The sequence below is a fragment of the Nocardia gipuzkoensis genome (assembly GCF_021183645.1).
In the GTDB taxonomy this organism is placed as follows: domain Bacteria; phylum Actinomycetota; class Actinomycetes; order Mycobacteriales; family Mycobacteriaceae; genus Nocardia; species Nocardia abscessus.
The window spans coordinates 4,476,479-4,495,048 of the sequence record NZ_CP089225.1; the positions used below are offsets into that span (position 1 = coordinate 4,476,479).

Below are 18,570 nucleotides of genomic sequence, written 5' to 3' on the forward strand. Positions count from 1 at the left end.
GGGTGACGGGCGGACGTTCGGTAGCGGTGGGCGGCACCGCCGGAGGGGATCAGCGGTGACGGCGCCCGTGTCCCGCGGGGTCCGGACCGCGGGACAGGCTGCGGCGGTCAGACGTTCGCGTACGCCAGCGAGGGAACGCGCTGGATGGCGAACGAGGACCGCAGATAGAACCACCAGGTGACGGTGGCCATCACCAGGAAGGTCGCGGCGTAGGCCCAGAACGCGGGAGCCATGCTGTGCAGGTGCGTGTTGGACAGACGCAGCGCCTGCTGCAACAGCCAGCCGCCGGAGGCGCCGACGGCGCCGATGACACCGATCGCCGCGCCCGCTTGGCGTTTGGCCGAGGCGGCGGCTTCGGCCGGATCGAGGCCGTGCTCGGCGGCGTACTTCTTGGACTCCGCGCTGAAGATGGTCGGGATCATCCGGTAGGTCGAGCCGTTGCCGATGCCGGTCAGCACGAACAGCAGCAGGAACGCGGCCAGGTACAGCGGGAAGCTCTTCAGTTCCAGCCCGGCCATGATCAGCCCGACCGCGACCGCCATGCCGCCGAAGACGTACAGGGTGATCTTCGCGCCGCCGACCTTGTCCGACACCCACCCGCCGAACGGCCTGCTGAACGACCCGACCAGGGCGCCGAGGAACGCGAGGTTACCGAGCGTGGTGATCCAGCCGATCTTGGCCAGGTCCGGGAAGTTGGCCTTGATCAGCGTCGGGAAGGCGAAGGAGAAACCGATGAACGAGCCGAAGGTGCCGATGTAGAGGACTGCCATCACCCAGGTGTGCCGGTTGGTCAGCGCGCGCCGGTAGGACTTTCCGTCCGACTTGGCGGTGCTGATGCTGTCCATGTAGCGCAGCGCGCCGAACGCGGCGATCAGGATGAACGGCACCCAGACCAGCACCGACAGCGTGATGCCGAAGCGGTAGCCGCCCGCGTCCTTCGCCATGATGTGCGTGCCGAGGGTGATCAGCAACGGCAGCACCAGCTGGGTCTGCGCGACGCCCAGGTTGCCGCCCGCCGCGTTGATGCCCAGCGCCGCGCCCTTCTTGCCCTCGGGGAAGAAGAAGTTGATGTTGGCCATCGAGGAGGAGAAGTTGCCGCCGCCGACGCCCGCGAGCGCGGCCAGCACCAGGAACACCCACATCGGCGTGCCCGGCTGGTTGACGAAATAGGCCAGGCCCAGCGTCGGAATCAGCAGCATCGCCGCGCTGAACACGGTGAACGCCCGGCCGCCGAACCGGGGGATGGCGAAGGTGTACGGAATGCGCAGGGCGGCGCCGACCAGGGTGGGGGTCGAGGTGAGCAGCAGCGCGTTGCTCACCGCGGTGGGGTTGCCCTTGCCGAGGCCGGCGAGGAAGTCGAAGCCCGCGGCGCCCATGCTGGTCACCACGGTGCCCCAGATGACCCAGACGCTGAAGCCGAGATTCTCGGCGAACACGGAGAAGATCAAGTTTTTGCGCGCGGTTTTCGCGCCCCCGGATGCCCAGAACTTCGGGTTGTCCGGATCCCAGTGGTCGAGCCAGCGTCCACGTTTCTGGTGTTCGAAAGTCGCTGTCGGCGACTGCTGGCCGGTGGCTGCTACGGCGGTCATCGGCTTCCTCTCGATTCGGCTCGACCGGCCCTCATCGCGGCGTAGTGCCGCCGGCGGCTGTCGAGTGCCTAGCTACGGTCGAGACAAAGGTATGAGCCGCTTGTTGCGTCCCCGTGCCCTTCGGTGACGTTCCCGGCAATTCCGACTCACACCGCGCAGCGTCGCATGGTGACCGCTTGGTTACCTGGCGTCGTTCATCGCGCGTCCGGATATTCCGCGATGAGGGAGTTGAGGAAGCAGCGGGTGGCCGAGGCGGCCCGTTCGGGATCGCCGTCGATCACCGCGTGCACCAAGGCCGCGTGCTCCTCGGTGTAGGAGTCGTCGGACTTCGACGTCCGCGCGCGGATGACCTGTTCGATGATGGGCAGCAGCGAGTCGTAGAACTCGAGGTACACCGCGTTGTGGCTCGCGACGACGATCGCGCGATGCAACTGGACGTCCGCCTCGATCGCGGCGACCGGGTCCGCATCCCATTTCTCGTCGCGTTCGGCCAGCAGGCGCAGCAGATTCGCGATGTCGGTGTCGTCGCGGCGCCGGGCAGCCAGTGCGGCGGCGGTGCCGTCCAGCGCCAGACGCAGCTCCAGAACGTCGCGTTCCTCGGCGTCGGCGAAGTATTTGCCCAGGGTTCCGCCGAGGTCGGACGCCGCGATGACATAGGTTCCGGAACCTTGGCGTCGTTCCAGCATGCCGGCGTGCACGAGCGCCTGGACGGCCTCGCGCACCGTATTGCGGCCGGTACCGGTGAGTTCGGTGAGCTCCGGCTCGGTCGGGATACGGGAGCCGATAGACCAACGGCCGGAACGGATTTCGGCACGCAGCTGCTCGGTTACCTGGGCGATGAGGCTGGTGCGCCGGACGGGTTGCACCCCGACAGAGTACCGCCCATCACAAATCGTTGCCGGTCATCATCCGGTCATCCTATGATTTCTCGGTGACTGTCACCCTCCCGGAAATCGCGGCTCGCCCGGAATCCGTCCTGGTCGAGCGCCGTCGACGTGCGCTGACCGAGGGCCGCCTGCTGGTTCTCACCGCCATCGTGATGTCGGCGCTCACCCTGCGCGTCGCGGTCACCGCGTTCAGCCCGCTGGCCGAGCAGATCGGTGCCGAAATCGGCTACGGCGCAGCGGTTGTCGGCGTCTTCGGGATGATCCCCACGGCCATGTTCGCGCTGTCCGGGCTGCTCACGCCGGTGTTGGCGGTCCGGCTCGGGCTGGAGCGCACCGCGCTGATCGCCATGCTGATGGCGGGCAGCGGCATGCTCATCCGGGTGCTGATGTCGGGCACTGCCGAACTGCTGGTCTTCTCCGCGCTCGCACTCGCGGGCATGGGCATCGGCAACGTGGTGATCCCGCCGCTGGTGAAGCGGTACTTCCCGGATCGCCTGGCCGTGATCAGCTCGCTGTACATCGTGATGGTGCAACTCGGCACTGTCGTGCCCGCCGTCGCCGCGGTCCCGGTGGCGGAGGCGCACGGCTGGCGCGTCTCGCTCGGGGTATGGGCGCTGCTGGGCTTCGCCGCGGCGGTGCCGTGGCTGGCGGTGCTGCGCGGGAGGCGCGGGCGTGACGGCGCGGACCGGACGGCGGTGCCGGAGCAGGCGCCCGGCACCGGCCGCGTGTGGCGCTCGCCGATCGCCTGGGGCATGGCGGGCATGTTCGGCATGACCTCGCTCACCACCTACGCGATGTTCACTTGGTTGCCGAAGATTTTGCGCGAGGCGGGCGCGAGCGCGGGCTATGGCGGCGCCATGCTCGGGCTGTTCGCCGTGGTCGGCCTCGTCGCCGCGCTCACCGCACCGACCGTGGTCGCCCGGTTCCGCAACCCGTTCCCGGTGGTGGTGGCCTGCGCGGTGCTGTTCTTCGTCGCGTTCGCCGGTCTGCTCATCGCGCCGATGGCCGCGCCGATCCTGTGGGTTGTCGTGCTCGGTCTCGGCCCGAGCACCTTCCCGATGGCGCTGACGCTGATCAACTTGCGCACCCGCACGCCTGCCGGGTCGGCCGCGCTGTCCGGTTTCACCCAGGGCGTCGGGTACGCGGTGGCCTGTGTGGGTCCGCTGCTGTTCGGTGTGCTGCACACGGCGACGGGTGGCTGGCTCGTTCCGTTCGCGATGCTGGGAGTGGCAGTGCTGGTGCTGCTGGCGGGCGCTTGGCAGGCGTGCAAGCCGCGCGTGCTCGAAGACACCTGGAACTGACTCGCGCGGCGGCCGGCCGGAAATCTCACAGTTCCGGTTGCGCCGCTGTGCGAACCGAGTCAGGATGTGCGCATCCGATTTGTGAAAACGTAGCGCGCATCACATCTCACCGGCCGCCGAATTCCGAATCGGCCTTTTCGTGACGCACGGAAACCATTGCGTCACATGCCTGAAACAATCCCCCGGAACTCACCCCCGTGGATCGGTAATCGTGAGCAACCGTTGATTTGACGGTCATTTCGCGCAGCATTTCGGCAATACCCATTTCCTACCGTGGGGCCAACCGACTTTGGGAGGCCCCGTTGAGCACGCTGATGCGTAACCGCTTGGGAGCGCTGGGACAGACGAAGATCCGCAGGCCGCACATCGAGCACTGGGATGCCGAGGATGTCGCCGCTTGGGAAGCGGGCGGCAAGGACATCGCTCGCCGCAACCTGATCTGGTCGGTCTTCGCCGAGCACATCGGCTTCTCCGTCTGGTCGATCTGGTCGGTGATGGTGCTGTTCATGCCGACCGACAAGTTCGGCATCGACCCGGCGGGCAAGTTCTTCCTGGTCGCGATGCCGACGCTGATCGGCGCGTTCCTGCGCATCCCGTACACCGTCGCGACCGCGCGGTTCGGCGGGCGCAACTGGACGGTCTTCAGCGCGGTCATGCTGCTGATCCCGACGCTGCTCACGCTGTACTTCATCAACCAGCCCGGCACCTCGTACACCACGTTCCTCGTGGTCGCGGCGTTCGCCGGATTCGGCGGTGGCAACTTCGCCTCCTCGATGACCAACATCAACGCCTTCTACCCGCAGCGGCTCAAGGGCTGGGCGCTGGGCCTGAACGCGGGCGGCGGCAACATCGGCGTTCCGGTGATCCAGCTGCTCGGCCTGCTGGTCATCGCGACCCTCGGCAACGGTTACGCCTCGCTGATCTGCGCGATCTACCTGGTGCTGATCGCGGTCGCCGGAGTGGGCGCGGCGCTGTACATGGACAACCTGCCCAATCAGAAGGCCGATCTGTCCTACATGATCACGGCGCTGAAGGTGCCGCAGTCCTGGGCGATCGCGTTCCTCTACATCGGCACGTTCGGCTCGTTCATCGGCTACAGCTTCGCCTTCGGCCAGATCCTGCAGATCAGCTTCCGGGCGGGCGGCGACACCGCCGCGCAGGCCACGCTGCACGCCGCGCAGATCGCGTTCCTCGGCCCGCTGCTGGGCTCGCTGGCCCGCCCCTACGGCGGCAAGTGGGCCGACCGCATCGGCGGTAGCCGGGTCACCCTCTACGTCTTCGGCGCGATGATGGCCGCGGCCGTGCTGGTCGCCGTGGCCAGCACGATGGCCGACAGCAACAACGGCGTGGCGAGCGGTGCGGTGATGACCGCCCTCGTCGCGGGCTTCATCGCCTTGTTCGTGCTCTCCGGCATCGGCAACGGATCGGTCACCAAGATCATCCCGTCGGTGTTCGAGGCGAAGTCCAAGAGCATGGACGCCACCGCGGCCCAGCGGTCGGCCTGGTCGCAGAACACCTCCGGCGCGCTGATCGGTTTCGTGGGCGCCATCGGCGCGCTCGGCGGCGTGGCCATCAACCTGGTGCTGCGCTCCTCCTACGCCTCGACCAACTCGGCGACTACCGCGTTCTGGGTGTTCATGGCCTTCTACGTGGTCTGCGCCCTGGTGGTCTGGACGGTCTTCCTGCGCCGTCCCAGCGCGCGGCTCACCGAATCCGATGTCGTGGTCGAAGCCGAGACGCTCGTGCTCGAAGCCGAATCAGGCCGCTCCGTGAACGGGAGCGCTCCGTCCAAGTCCGCCGGCTCGTCGGCCCGCGCCTGACCCCGATCCAGTCCAGGAGGACCACAGATGAACCCCACAGTCGCTCGCAAGACCGCGGTGGTCGTCGGCCATGGCATGGTCGGGCACCGGTTCGTCGAGGCGCTGCGCTCGCGCGACACCGAAGGCCGCTGGCAGGTGATCGTGCTCAGCGAGGAGCAGCTGCCCGCCTACGACCGCGTCGGCCTCTCGTCCTACGTCGGCAGCTGGGACCCGAGCGCGCTCGCGCTGCCCGGCAACGAGTACGCCGGTGACGATCTGGTCGAGCTGCGGCTGGGCCAGCGCGCCGAGTCGATCGACAAGGCCGCGCGCAAGGTGACCACGTCGGCGGGCGACATCATCGCCTACGACGCGCTCGTGCTGGCCACCGGCTCCTACCCGTTCGTGCCGCCGGTGCCCGGCCACGACATGCCCGAGTGCTTCGTCTACCGCACCCTCGAGGATCTCGACGGAATCCGCGCGGCGGCCGAAGCCGCCGGACCCGGCGCGGTGGGCGTGGTGGTGGGCGGTGGCCTGCTCGGCCTGGAGGCCGCGAACGCGCTGCGCCTGCTCGGACTCACTCCGCACGTGGTGGAGTACAACACCCGGCTGATGCCCGCCCAGGTCGACGAGGGCGGCGGCGCCATCCTGGAGCGCCTGGTCACCGACCTCGGCCTGGAGGTGCACACCGGTGTGGGCACCTCCTCGATCGAGGCGGCGGACAACGGACTGAAGGTCACCCTGTCCGACGAGACGGTGATCGAAGCCGGGCTGGTGGTGTTCTCCGCCGGTGTCCGCCCGCGCGACCAGATCGCCCGCGACGCCGGCCTCGAGGTCGGCCCGCGCGGCGGCATCATCACCGATCTCGGCCTGCAGACCTCCGACCCGAACATCTGGGCCATCGGCGAATGCGCCGCCGTCGAGGGCGTGTGCTACGGCCTGGTGGCGCCGGGTTACAGCACCGCCGAGATCGTCGCGGACCGCCTGCTGGGCGGCGCGGGCGAGTTCCCGGGCGCGGACATGTCGACCAAGCTCAAGCTGCTGGGCGTCGACGTGGCCAGCTTCGGTGACGCGCACGGCGTCACCGAGGGCGCGCTCTCGGTCGTGCTGCACGACGCGGCCAAGGGCACCTACGCCAAGCTCGTGGTCTCCGACGACGCGAAGACCCTGCTCGGCGGCATCCTGGTCGGCGACGCCACCGCCTACTCGGCGCTGCGCCCGCTGGTCGGCCGTCCGCTGCCCGCCGAACCGGCCGCGCTGATCTCGCCCGCGGGCGCCGAGCTGGGCGCCGACTCGCTGCCCGACGACGCCCAGATCTGCTCGTGCAACAACGTGTCGAAGGGCGCGATCTGCGGCGCGATCGCCGACGGCGCCTGCGACGTCCCGGCGATCAAGAGCTGCACCAGCGCGGGCACCTCCTGCGGCGGCTGCGTTCCCATGCTGAAGAAGCTGCTCGAGCAGTCCGGCGTGGAGATGTCCAAGGCCCTGTGCGAGCACTTCGAGCAGTCGCGCGCCGAGCTGTTCCAGATCGTGCAGGTCACCGGCATCCGCACCTTCTCCGGCCTGCTCGCCAAGTACGGCAAGGGCGCGGGTTGCGACATCTGCAAGCCGACCGTGGCCTCCATCCTGGCCTCCACCTCGAGCGAGCACATCCTCGACGGCGAGCAGGCCGCGCTGCAGGACACCAACGACCACTTCCTGGCCAACCTGCAGAAGAACGGCACCTACTCGGTGGTGCCGCGGATGCCCGGCGGCGAGGTCACCGCCGAGCAGTTGATCACCATCGGTGAGGTGGCCAAGGAATTCGGCCTGTACGTCAAGGTCACCGGCGGCCAGCGCATCGACCTGTTCGGCGCGCGCGTCGAGCAGTTGCCGCTGATCTGGAAGCGGCTGGTCGACGCGGGCATGGAATCCGGCCACGCCTACGGCAAGTCGCTGCGCACCGTGAAGAGCTGCGTCGGCTCGACCTGGTGCCGCTACGGTCAGCAGGACTCGGTCGGCATGGCCGTGCTGCTGGAGAAGCGCTACCGCGGCCTGCGTTCGCCGCACAAGCTGAAGCTGGCGGTCTCCGGCTGCGCCCGCGAATGCGCCGAGGCGCGCGGCAAGGACGTCGGCGTGATCGCCACCGAGAACGGCTGGAACCTCTACGTCGGCGGCAACGGCGGTCTCACCCCGAAGCACGCGGTGCTGCTGGCCGGTGAACTCGATGACGAGACGCTGATCAAGTACATCGACCGGTACCTGATGTTCTACATCCGCACCGCTGACCGTTTGCAGCGCACCGCGCCGTGGCAGGAGGCGCTGGAAGGCGGCATGGATTACCTCAAGCAGGTGATCTGCGAGGACAGCCTCGGAATCGCCGAGGATCTGGAGGCGGCGATGGCTCAGCATGTCGCCGGCTACCGCGACGAATGGGCCGCGGTGCTGGATGACGAAGAGAAGCTGTCTCGCTTCGTGTCGTTCGTCAACGCCCCGGAGGAAGCCGATCCGACGATTTCCTTCGACGAATCCGGGGAGCGGAAGGTTCCCGTGCTGCTCGGACTGCCGGAAGTTCCGGTCGCCACGCAGGGGAAATGACCGCTTAACCGCATGGAAACAGAACGTCGGTACCAATGAGTAAGGCGTTTGGAGGATGACACCGATGACCGTGATCGATACCCCCGGCATTGCCACAGCTACCACCACCGGGTGGACCCAGGCATGCCGTCTCGACTACCTGATTCCCGGCCGCGGCGTTGCGGTGTTGCTGAAAGGTGGCCGGCAGGCCGCCCTGTTCCTGCTGGAGAACGGCATGCTGTATGCCGTCGGCAATATCGATCCGATCGGCCGGGCGGCAGTCATGTCGCGCGGGATCGTCGGCGATCGCGGCGGGGTGCCCGTCGTGGCCTCGCCGTTGCTGAAGCAGGCCTTCTCTCTGGTCGACGGGCGTTGCCTGGACGACGAATCGGCGATGCTGCCGGTGTACGCGGTGCGCGTGGACGACGGCATCGTTTCGATTTCCAACGAGCCGGTGTCTGCCGCGCTCGTGTCCTCGGATGGATGAACGCCAATGACAACAGTTGACGCGGGCGCAAGCCTGGCCGGATTCACGGTGGGCATCACGGCGGCCCGGCGGGCGGTGGAGTTCGCCACGCTGCTGGAACGGCGGGGCGCGACCATCGTCTCGGCACCGGCCATCCGGATCATCCCGCTGGCCGACGACAACGAACTCGAGCGAGTGACCCGTCAGCTGGTCGCCGATCCGCCGCAGATCACCGTCGCCACCACGGGCATCGGTTTCCGCGGGTGGATGGAGGCGGCCGAAGGCTGGGGCCTCGCCGAGGATCTGCGCGAGACGCTGGGCACCACCCGGATGCTCGCGCGCGGCCCGAAGGCCAAGGGCGCCATCCGCGCCGCGGAACTGCGCGAGGAATGGTCACCCGCCTCCGAGTCCTCCGCCGAAGTGCTCGATCACCTGCTCGCCGAGGGTGTCGAAGGCGTCCGGATCGCCGTGCAGTTGCACGGCGCCACCACGGAGTGGGAGCCGGTGCCCGACTTCTGCGAGGTCCTGCGTTGCGCGGGCGCGGATGTCGTGCCGGTGCCGGTGTACCGCTGGGTGCCGCCGGACGACCAGGGGCCGATGGATCACCTCATCGAGGCGATCGTCACCTCCGGCATGGATTGCGTCACGTTCACCAGCGCCCCGGCCGTGGCGTCGATGTTGATGCGCGCCAAGGAGACCGGGCTGCTGGAAGGGCTGCTGTACGCGCTGCGCGGCCGGGTGCTGCCCGCCTGCGTCGGCCCGATCACGGCGGCGCCGCTGGAGGAACTCGGGGTGCCCACCTCGATGCCGGGCCGGGCCCGGCTCGGCGCGCTGGCCCGCCACGTCGCCGAGGAACTGCCGCGGCGTGCCAACCGCATCCACGCCGCGGGCCACATCATCAGCGTGCGCGGCGCGTGCGTGGTGGTCGACGGTCAGGTGCGTCAGCTGGCGCCCGCGCCGATGGCCCTGATGCGTTCGCTGGCCCGTCAGCCCGGCCGGGTCGTCTCCCGTGAGGACCTGCTCGCCGCGCTGCCCGGCGGCGGGGACGACACGCACGCGGTGGAAACCGCCATCGCCCGGCTGCGCGCCGGGCTCGGCACGCCGAAAGCGATCCAGACCGTGGTCAAACGCGGGTACCGGCTCGCGCTGGACCCGGCGGAATGTACCGACAACAACCCACGGCCCACCGCGACAGGAGGACCTCAGGTGCCCGGCGTCGGAATTCCGACCCGGGCACCTCGGCACATCCAGACTGCGGGGAGCTGGTGACCGCCCCCGCCCTGGTGCTGGTGGCCCACGGCACCCGCAGCACCAAGGGCGTGCAGATGATCGCCGCGCTCGCCGAGGCCGTCACGAAGGAACTCGGTGCCGGGATTTCGGGGCCCGGCACCGAGGCCGGGGGAATCCCCTGGGTGCGGACCGCTTTCGTCGACGTGCTCGGTCCTTCGCCCTCCGAAGTACTGCGCGATCTGGTGACGCCGACCGGAGAATCCGTACCCGCCGTGGTGGTTCCGGCCTTCCTGGCCTCGGGTTACCACGTGTACCAGGACGTGCCGCGGGAGGTGGCCGAGAGCGCGCATCCGGCGGTGGCGGTGACGCCCGCGATGGGGCCGGACCCCGCGCTGGCGCGCATCATGGCCCTGCGTCTGCGCGCGGCGGGCTGGGCCCCGGGCGACGCGGTGGTCTTCGCCGCCGCGGGCTCCTCGGATGCCCGTGCCCGCCAGGATGTCCGCCGCGCGGCCGCACTGCTGGCCGAACACCTCGGCGCTGCGGTCCGCATCGGCTACGTCGCGACCGGTGCGCCGCGCGTGCCGGACGTGGTCGCCGAACAGCGCGCGGCAGGCGCGGGCCGGGTTTTCATCGCCTCGTACCTGCTGGCGCACGGCCTGTTTCAGCAGCGGCTGCACGAGGCGGGCGCCGACGGCGTCGCCGAGCCGATCGGGGTGCATCCGGCGGTGGTCCGGTTGATCGCCCAGCGCTACCGGGTCGCCGCGGAAGAAATGGTCCGGGCGCGGGCTCGCTGAGCAGTACGCGGTCGATCACACGCGCGCCGCACCGGAGACGTTCGGCGCTGTGCCTCACTATTCGGCGAATCCGGGACCGGCAACGCTGATATTCGGCGCCGCCGGTCCGGTCGGCTTCCTGGGCGGTGGTCAACGGTTGCAGGTTTGGCGATCAGCGATGCCTTTTCCCAGTGGCGTAGGCGTTCGTCGGGCCTGAAGCGACGAACTGCGCCCAGGTCTGCTCGCCATCGGGGTGGTCAGGGCAGGTGTTCAACCCCGCTCGGAAAGCGTGTGCCACGCGTCCGGGCACCGGCAGCCGGACGATGCGGCGCGGACGCTGCCGGGCGGCCCGCCACACCTCGGCCAACTGCGTCATTGTCAGCACCTCCGGGCCGCCGAAATCGGGAGCGCGACCGAGCGGCTTCCCCTCGACCAACTCGGCGATCCTCCGCGCCACATCCGCGGCAGCGACGGGTTGGAAACGAAAATCGGACGGCAGCGGCGCCACCGGCCACCCCTCGACGGTCTGCAACCCCGCCGCGATCAACTCGTGGAATTGCGTCGCCCGCAGAACCGTGTGCGGCGCACCGCTGTCGATGATGGCTCGCTCGCAGGCCAGCTTATTGCGGTAGTACCGGAACGGGATGCGGTCGATGCCGACGATCGACACGTAGAGCAGGTGCCGAACGCCGCGGGCGGCCCGAAGCAGGTTCTCGGTCTGCGCGAGGTCCGGTCCGCCTCGGCGCCGGAAATCCGAGGCCGCGTGCACGATCGCATCGGCTCCCGCCACCGCCTCCGCCACGCCCGCACCGCTGCGCAGATCTCCGACGTGCGTGCCCGCGCCCGCGCGACGGGAAAGAACGCACACCTCGTGGCCCGCTTCGCGCAACCGGCCGACCACTAGCTTGCCCAGGACACCGGTTCCGCCGGTGACGAGAATTGCCGCCATGAACAACTATTACCGTTGAAGCCCGGTGGACGTACGCATGCGCGTCGTCGTGGTGGCGAGTCGCACAATGCGTTCGGGTGCGCCCCGAAGGAGCCCGCGCACGGTCGATCCGAGGAATCGCCTGTCCGGTCCGCCTACTGATCGCTCGCTGTGCCGCGGAACTCTCGGACGGCTCAACGACCCGGAACGACGGTCGAGGCGCTATGGGCGGGCGAGCGTGTGAAGGACGCGCGATAGCCGCTCGGTGACACCCCGACGTGGCGGATCATGTGCTGGCGCAACGACTCCGCCGAGCCGATGCCGCTGTACCTGGCCACCTGCTCCATCGGCAGCGTGGTGGATTCCAGCAGCTCCCTGGCACGGTGCAGGCGCTGGTGCAGCAGCCATTTCTGCGGGCTGAGGCCGGTTTCCTCGTGGAAGCGGCGAGTCAGCGTGCGAACGCTGGTGCGCGCGTGCGCGGCCAGGTCGTCCAGGGACAGCGGCGAGTCGAGCCGGCGCAGCGCCCAAGCGCGTGTGTCCGCGAGTGTCACGCCGTGCTCCGCGGGCAGGGGTACGTCCACGAACTGAGCTTGCCCGCCGGGGCGTACCGGGGTGACGACGGCGACGCGGGCGGCGGCGTTCGCCACCGTCGCGCCGTAGTCGGCGCGGATCAGGTGCAGGCACAGATCGATTCCGGCCGCCGCGCCCGCGGCGGTGGTGATCGGGCCGTCCTCGATGAACAGCGCGTCGCTGCGGACCGACACGTCGGGGTGGTTCGCGGCCAATTCGTCGGCCAAGGCCCAGTGCGTAGTGGCGGTGCGGCCGGACAGCAGGCCCGCCTGTGCCAGGACGAAGGCGCCGCTACAGATCGAGGTGACGCGTTTGCCCGCGTCCACCGCGTGACGCAGGGCGGTCAGCGTGGCGGCGTCGGCGTCGGCGCGCCTGCCGGTGCTCGGCACGACGACGATGTCCGCTTCCTCGATCGCCTCCAGCCCCCGGGAGACCACCACGTCGAATCCGCCCAGCCCGGCGGGCAGCACGCCCGGCGCGGCGGTGCACACCACGATGCGGTAGCCGGGCTCGCCGTCCACCATCGCCGCGCCCAGCACTGTTTCCGGCATGGCCAGGTCGAAAGCCTTCACCGGAGGAACCGCGACGACGGCGACAATCAGCATGGCTCGATCCTTGGGATAGTTGGCAATCCGGCCAGTAGCCTACCCGCTCGCGCGGCGGCAGGCTGAGTAGCACGCGATCGGCAACGGCACGCATAGTGCGCGCAGGTCGCGTGAATAACTCTGTCGCAGAAGGGAAGTCGCATGCCTTCGCATGTCATCGTCGGCCGGGGCGCCACCGCTACGGCCACCGCGGCGCTACTGGCCGAGTCGGGCGACCGGGTGCGCATGGTCAGCCGCAGCGGTGCGGGCCCCGAGCACCCGAATATCGAGCGCGTCGCGCTGGACGCGGTCGATTCCGCCGCGCTGGCGCGGCTCGCCGAACGCGCCGACACCGTGTTCAACATGGCCATGCCCGCGTATCACACCTGGCCGGAGACCATTCCACCGCTGTTCGGGTCCATCCGTGCCGCGGCGGAGCAGGTCGGCGCGACGTACGTGATGCTGGGCAACCTGTACGGCTACGGCCCCGCCGACGGTCCGCTCACCGAGCAGTCGCCGCTGGCGGCGACGGGACCGAAAGGACTCGTACGCGCCCGGATGTGGCAGGAGGCCGAACAGGCCCACCGCGCGGGCCGGGTGCGTGCCGTCGAGGTGCGGGCAGGGCAATTCCTCGGCCCCGGCGCGGTCTCGCTCTTCTCGATACTCGCCCAGCCGAGTATCCGGAACGGGCGGCTGGCGCTGCTGCCGCAGGCGCTCGACCTGCCGCATGCCTACACCGCGATCGGTGACGCGGCTACGGCGGCGGTCGCGCTCGCGCGCGACGAACGCGCCTGGGGCCGGGCCTGGCACGCGCCCACCATCACCGCGACCGTGCGTGAGCTGGCCGCGCGGTTCGCCGTCGCGGCCGGGGCGCCCGAGCCGCGATTGGCGGTCATGAGCGATCGCGAGCTGACGCTGCTGGCGGTCACCGATCCGTTCTGGTCGGAGCTGTTCGAGACCTACCACATGTCGCACGCGCCCTTCACGGTCGACGACTCCGCCATCCGCGACACGTTCGGCTTGAAAGCGTCCGATCCGGACGAGGTGTTCGCGGAGGTGTTGCGCGCCGCCTGACCGCGGGTGACCGGCGTGGGCGGCCGACCTCCGTTACGGGTTCCAGGGGTCGAGTCCACCATCGGGATCGAGGTGATCGAGGTTGGCGACGCGCCTGGCCGATCGCATCAGGGCTTCGCGGTTGATATCGGTCGGATTCTCGTAGTACGCCCGCGCCGCGTCCTGGTGCATGGTCGCGACCCGGTGGCCGATCGCCCACCGGGTGTCACGGCCCGCGCCGTCCCACTCGTCCGGGGTGATCGCCGCGCGCAGTGCCCGGTCCGAATGCCAGTTCTGCTCGACCCGCTGCACGAACGCATGGTCGATCGTGGCGCCGGGGGCCGGCGCGTTGCTGTGCCGGACGAAGCTGTCCGCCGAGATGACCGCCTGAGCGGCGAAGGCGTCGTGCGCCTCGTGGCCGACGTGGTTGTCGACCGCCCACGCCGCCGCGATCGCCTTCTGCAACGGGGCGAAGCTGTACGGATTCTGCGACGCCGTCGACTCCTGGACGGAGTACGCCGTCAGCGCATGGGTGACCCTCTCGTGGGTGGCGCCGGAGGAGAGCAGCACGGCGTGAATACGAGAATCGGGAACCTTGTTGTCGCGCAGCACTTTCAGGGCACGAGAGACGCCCAGTTGGGTGTGCATGCCCCCGGCCGCCGTGGCCGCGGCCACCGCGGCGCCCCGCCAGTTCGTGCGGGCCAGCTGGTGCTCGATATATCCCTCTTCGCGGCTGGTCAGGATTCTCCTGGTGGAGCGTTCGATCCTGCGTCGGGTGCTCGCCAGCGGATTCAACGGATTCACCCTTCCCCCGGCGAGCCATGCCGTCACCGGCGAGGCGTTGATGGCATTGAGCGTGGTGAGTGTGCTCACCAGCCCCATTCCGGGTGCGGCCTTCGCACCGCTACTGCCGCCACCCATGCCGAGGGCGGTGCCGCCGCTGCTCGACGACTTGCTCCCAGCGCCCTGGATCGCCAGACCGAACCGGTTGGCGATCCAGTCGTTGCCGCGGCTCAGGCCACTGCTGAGGCGTTTGAGCTGGAATATCGCGACGATCTCGACGGTGCCCGCGATGACGATCACCGCCATGACCTGGCCGCGAGCCTGCGCGAACAGGTTGCCCATGAACAGTATGTAGACCCCGAGAAAGATGGTGTACGCCGTCATTCGCGCCGCCGCGACGAAGCTGTCCACGATATTGCGGACCAGGAACGTCTGCGTCGGGCCGTACACGAATCCGCCTGCGGCGAAACCGAATATCGACATGATTCCGTGATAGATCGTGTCCAGGGCGGCCTTGATGACCTTGAGTCCGAGGTACATCGCGAAGGCCAACAGGATGCCGCCGCAGATCAGCAGCATGAGCCCGGTGGCGACCTGCCCAATGGAGGGGTTCTCGGCCTTGGCGTGCGCGGCGGTGTCCCCGCATGCCTTCAAGCCGCTGATCACCCGCGCGTCGTCGCCGGCCGCCACTCCCGCCGACCACGCGGAGCGGCAGGAGGGCCGCTGGTCGACCGTATGCCCGAAATTCCACACCTGCAGCGGCTGCCGGGCGAAATTGTCGGCCAGGTCGCTCTGCATCGTCGTCACCAACTGGTTCGGATTCGGGTTGGCGTCCCCGTTCAAGCCCGCCGCCACCGAGATGCCCAGATCGCGGCCCTGGGCAAGCAACCCGTGTGAGGACAGCACATCCGCCAGCGGCTCGGCCAGGAACAGCGGTCCCAGCAACGCCACCCCCACCATCGTCACCACTTGCATGGTGGCTTTCGCGTGGTACCCGCGCGCGATGAAGTACGCGACGAAGAACGCGCCGATGCTCGCCGCGGTGATCAGCATGATCGGGGTCGCGATCTGCGCCGTCAGAGCGTCGGCCACGCCGCGCAACGCCGCGCTGAACATGTCCAGCCAGCGGAAGCTCAGCGCGTAACCGATCAACCAGATCGCCGTCGTCACAATGGCTATGTAGCCGATGAATTCGAAGCCGAGCACGGCCCACAGGATGGTGGCGCGGGGCTTGAACAAGCTTTCGTCGCCCGTCGCGAACCGATAGTCGGACAGCGGAATTCCCGACGAGTCGCGGATATTCATCCAGCTGAGCCCGTCGATCTCGGAACTGCCCTGCGTGGCTCCCGCCGCGTCCTGTGCGACAGCCAGAGCGCCCACGCAGCCGGGAAATACGACGAGCGCGAAGAGGGTCAGCGCGAGCCAGATCACCCGCCGCCGCCAAGCGCTCGCCCCGAAGCGCGACCACCAGTGCGGCACATCGCCGAGGATCGCGAAGGTGCCGGGGACTCGGATCGAATTCCGCCTGGACGAACGATGACGGACAGCGCGTGATCGCACCGCTGGGGGGCAGATGTGCACGGAGGAGTCCTTATTCCCGTCTCGGGGCGCAGGCGACTGCTAGCGCTGAAACTGATTGCGCACGAGAGGCATCGACGCTGCGGGCCCCCGTCTCATGCCTGTATTACAGTCAGGTACGGAAACATCCGCTTGAACGTCCAATGACATCCAGGAGGCTCGAGAGTGTACGTACGTACCTCGCGCCCTACCTATGAGTGGATTCAATCCGGCTGTGTTGCAGTGTTTTTCACCAGTGCGCGCAGCTCTCGACCGCCTTGTGCTCGGGGACGAGCGGGAGAACGACACGTTGCCGGTCGGGGCGGCGGAATCACCGATCTGTCGTACCCGAGGTGGACAATGCCGCCATGGCATATGACGAGGAGCTGGCCGAGCGGATCCGGGAACTGATCGCGCCCGGCCCGGAGCTCACCGAGCAGAAGATGTTCGGCGGCCTGGCCTTCCTGATCGGCGGCAATATGGCGGTGGCCGCGAGCGGCCAGGGCGGTCTGCTGGTGCGGGTCGGTCCCGACGAGGGGGAGCGGTTGGTCGGTGACGCCGTGCAGCCCATGGTCATGGGCGGGCGCGAGATGGTCGGCTGGCTGCGGGTCACCGCGGTCGACGACGACGAGGTCCTGCGGGAATGGGTCGAGCGCGGCGTCGCCTACGCCCGGACCCTCCCGCCCAAAAGGAAGAAGTAGCCCGGCTCAGGCCCGGACTTGCCGCCGGAAGAGCACGCGGTCGAATTCGCGGCCGTACTCGTCGACCGCGACCACGTCCATCTCGCTGGCGAAGACGCCCGGCCGGACGTCGACGCGCAGGAACGAGTAGTTCCGGAAGCGGACCCGTGACCATGGCGCGGCTTCGTCGTGTTTACCTCCGCCCGGCGTCCACACATAACTGTTCGGCACCGCGGTGTCGGGCAACTCGTTGCCGCGGAAGCTTTCCCGCGATCCGGGCTGGAACTCGTAGCGCGGGCGTCCGCCGCCGCCCACGGTGTAGTAGACGGTTCCGTCGGTCTCCGGGTAGACGATCGAGTTGTCGCCCGCGACCTTGGTCGCCTGCCCGCCGCGAATCGGATCGGTGCGCTCGTAGACGTGATTGTGGCCTTGCAACACCAGATCCACCTGGTAGCGGTCGAACAGCCCCACCCATGCGTCCCGCACACCACCGTCGCTGGCGTGCGCTTCGGTGGTCGAATACGCGCAGTGGTGGAAGAAGCAGGCGATGAAGTCGATGTCGGGGTCGGCGCGGTAGGCGGCCAAGGTGCGCTCCACCCAGCTCGTCTGCGCTCCACCCGAATAGCCGGTATTGGCGCGGATCTCGTAGGAGACGTCGTTCGCGTCCAGGGAGAGCACCGCGACGTTGCCATAGGTGAACGAGTACGCCGCCGGACAGCCGGCCGGACCGTTTCCGGGGAAGTCCAGCCGCGCCAGATGCCCGCCGTAGCCGTGGTCGCCGTAGGTCGCCTCCATATCGTGGTTGCCGGTGGCGAACATCCACGGCGTCTGCGCGGCGCTGGGCTCGATGGCGTTGAAGTAGACGTCCCAGACGTAAGGGTTGTACTTGTCGAACCCGCCCGTAGGCCGTGCTCCGTGCGCGACGAACTGTCCCGGCTTGCCCGCCCCGGACGGGTCGGCGTAGGCGATGTCGCCGGCCAGGATGTGGAAATCGGGGCGGGACGCGGCGATCTGGCGCAGGACGTTGCTCGCGTGCGGCGCGGCCGGATCATTGTCGGCCTTGTAGTACTTGTCGTCGTAGTCGCCGGGAGCGACGCCTTCCGGCAGCGCCGGGGTCGCGTCGGTACCCTGGTCGCCCATCATGGTGAAGCGGAACGGAAGGACCGCGGGTCGGCCGGTGGGCATCGCGGGCGCGGCGGCACGGATGTCGCCGACGAACCCGTCGGAGGTCCGCCAGCGGTAGAAGTGCGGCACCCGGCCGGGCAGGCCGTCCACCGGGGCGTGCACGTAGAACTGTTCGGCCGCGAGCACGCCGCCGTCGGCCGTGGGCAATTGGGTGAGCAGGTTGCGCACCTCGGCCTCGACCGTCGCACCCAACGCCGGCGTCGGCCCGTGGTCGAGGTACACCGTGGCGCCCGCCGGACGCCGCGACAGCTGCGCCGCGAAACGCAATTGGCTGGCCGCGTCCGGACCGAAGGAGACGCGCCGTCCACCCACCGCGAGCTGCGCCTCTTCGGCGTAGGCGCGCCCGCCGAACGGTGCCGTGCCGATCGCCGCCACGGCGGCGGCCGCCGCGGCGCCGCGCAGGATGTTGCGTCGCGAGACCGGATGGCGGCGCAGGTGGGCGCGATGCCACTCGTGCTGCTCGGTGATGGTCATGTCGGCAGCGAGATGGCTGGGGATTCCGGTGTCGGGAACGTCGCCTGCTGGATTCAGCGGTGTGGACGGCATACCGCCGATGCTGTACCGGACGGGTGCGCCGGAGCAACTCGACACCGCACCGCAGGCGGGAATACCCCGGAGTCGCCGCCGCGATA

General features: G+C 69.0%; 14 protein-coding genes. 8 read left to right on the forward strand and 6 right to left on the reverse strand.

Annotated elements, in window-relative coordinates; all coding sequences use genetic code 11:
- Positions 1-107: 107 nt before the first annotated feature.
- Together LTT66_RS20225 and LTT66_RS20230 are read right to left on the reverse strand one after the other, a co-directional pair.
- Complete coding sequence (locus LTT66_RS20225; RefSeq protein ID WP_233060139.1) at positions 108-1,589, reverse strand: MFS transporter; 1,482 nt, start codon at positions 1,587-1,589, stop codon at positions 108-110.
- Positions 1,590-1,783: 194 nt separating this feature from the next.
- Entirely contained in the window at positions 1,784-2,455 is a 672-nt protein-coding gene (locus LTT66_RS20230) for a FadR/GntR family transcriptional regulator (RefSeq protein WP_181719172.1), read from the reverse strand.
- 65 nt (positions 2,456-2,520) lie between these two features.
- Here LTT66_RS20230 and LTT66_RS20235 point away from each other — a divergent pair, with 65 nt between their 5' ends.
- From LTT66_RS20235 to LTT66_RS20260, 6 genes are all read left to right on the forward strand, one after another.
- Positions 2,521-3,777, forward strand: a complete 1,257-nt coding sequence (locus LTT66_RS20235) for an MFS transporter (protein ID WP_233060140.1) — start codon at positions 2,521-2,523, stop codon at positions 3,775-3,777.
- Between the two features lie 314 nt (positions 3,778-4,091).
- Positions 4,092-5,597: a nitrate/nitrite transporter gene (locus LTT66_RS20240; RefSeq protein ID WP_233069342.1), complete on the forward strand. Its 1,506-nt coding sequence runs from the start codon at positions 4,092-4,094 to the stop codon at positions 5,595-5,597.
- Positions 5,598-5,624: 27 nt separating this feature from the next.
- Positions 5,625-8,150: a nitrite reductase large subunit NirB gene (gene nirB, locus LTT66_RS20245; protein WP_233060141.1), complete on the forward strand. Its 2,526-nt coding sequence runs from the start codon at positions 5,625-5,627 to the stop codon at positions 8,148-8,150.
- A 64-nt stretch (positions 8,151-8,214) separates the two neighbouring features.
- Positions 8,215-8,616 carry a nitrite reductase small subunit NirD gene (gene nirD, locus LTT66_RS20250; protein WP_233060142.1) on the forward strand — a complete coding sequence of 134 codons (402 nt, stop codon included), beginning with the start codon at positions 8,215-8,217 and terminating at the stop codon, positions 8,614-8,616.
- 6 nt (positions 8,617-8,622) lie between these two features.
- Entirely contained in the window at positions 8,623-9,864 is a 1,242-nt protein-coding gene (locus LTT66_RS20255) for a uroporphyrinogen-III synthase (protein WP_233060143.1), read from the forward strand.
- The gene (locus tag LTT66_RS20260) at positions 9,861-10,619 is read left to right on the forward strand and encodes a sirohydrochlorin chelatase (RefSeq protein ID WP_233060144.1); all 759 of its coding nucleotides are present in this window, start codon (positions 9,861-9,863) and stop codon (positions 10,617-10,619) included. Before LTT66_RS20255 ends, LTT66_RS20260 begins: the two co-directional genes overlap by 4 nt.
- Positions 10,620-10,770: 151 nt before the next feature.
- Here LTT66_RS20260 and LTT66_RS20265 read toward each other — a convergent pair whose 3' ends face one another.
- Positions 10,771-11,547 carry an SDR family oxidoreductase gene (locus LTT66_RS20265; RefSeq protein ID WP_233060145.1) on the reverse strand — a complete coding sequence of 259 codons (777 nt, stop codon included), beginning with the start codon at positions 11,545-11,547 and terminating at the stop codon, positions 10,771-10,773.
- 173 nt (positions 11,548-11,720) lie between these two features.
- Positions 11,721-12,701: a GlxA family transcriptional regulator gene (locus LTT66_RS20270; protein WP_233060146.1), complete on the reverse strand. Its 981-nt coding sequence runs from the start codon at positions 12,699-12,701 to the stop codon at positions 11,721-11,723.
- Positions 12,702-12,842: 141 nt separating this feature from the next.
- On the opposite strand from LTT66_RS20270, the gene LTT66_RS20275 reads away from it, so the two are divergent.
- Positions 12,843-13,754, forward strand: a complete 912-nt coding sequence (locus LTT66_RS20275; protein ID WP_233060147.1) for an NAD-dependent epimerase/dehydratase family protein — start codon at positions 12,843-12,845, stop codon at positions 13,752-13,754.
- 33 nt (positions 13,755-13,787) lie between these two features.
- On the opposite strand, the gene LTT66_RS20280 is transcribed toward LTT66_RS20275, so the two are convergent.
- Positions 13,788-15,995 carry a hypothetical protein gene (locus tag LTT66_RS20280; RefSeq protein ID WP_233060148.1) on the reverse strand — a complete coding sequence of 736 codons (2,208 nt, stop codon included), beginning with the start codon at positions 15,993-15,995 and terminating at the stop codon, positions 13,788-13,790.
- A 446-nt stretch (positions 15,996-16,441) separates the two neighbouring features.
- On the opposite strand from LTT66_RS20280, the gene LTT66_RS20285 reads away from it, so the two are divergent.
- A complete protein-coding gene (locus LTT66_RS20285; protein WP_233060149.1) occupies positions 16,442-16,774 on the forward strand; it encodes a TfoX/Sxy family protein in 333 nt (110 codons plus the stop codon).
- Between the two features lie 6 nt (positions 16,775-16,780).
- On the opposite strand, the gene LTT66_RS20290 is transcribed toward LTT66_RS20285, so the two are convergent.
- A complete protein-coding gene (locus LTT66_RS20290; protein WP_233060150.1) occupies positions 16,781-18,484 on the reverse strand; it encodes a metallophosphoesterase in 1,704 nt (567 codons plus the stop codon).
- Positions 18,485-18,570: the final 86 nt, after the last annotated feature.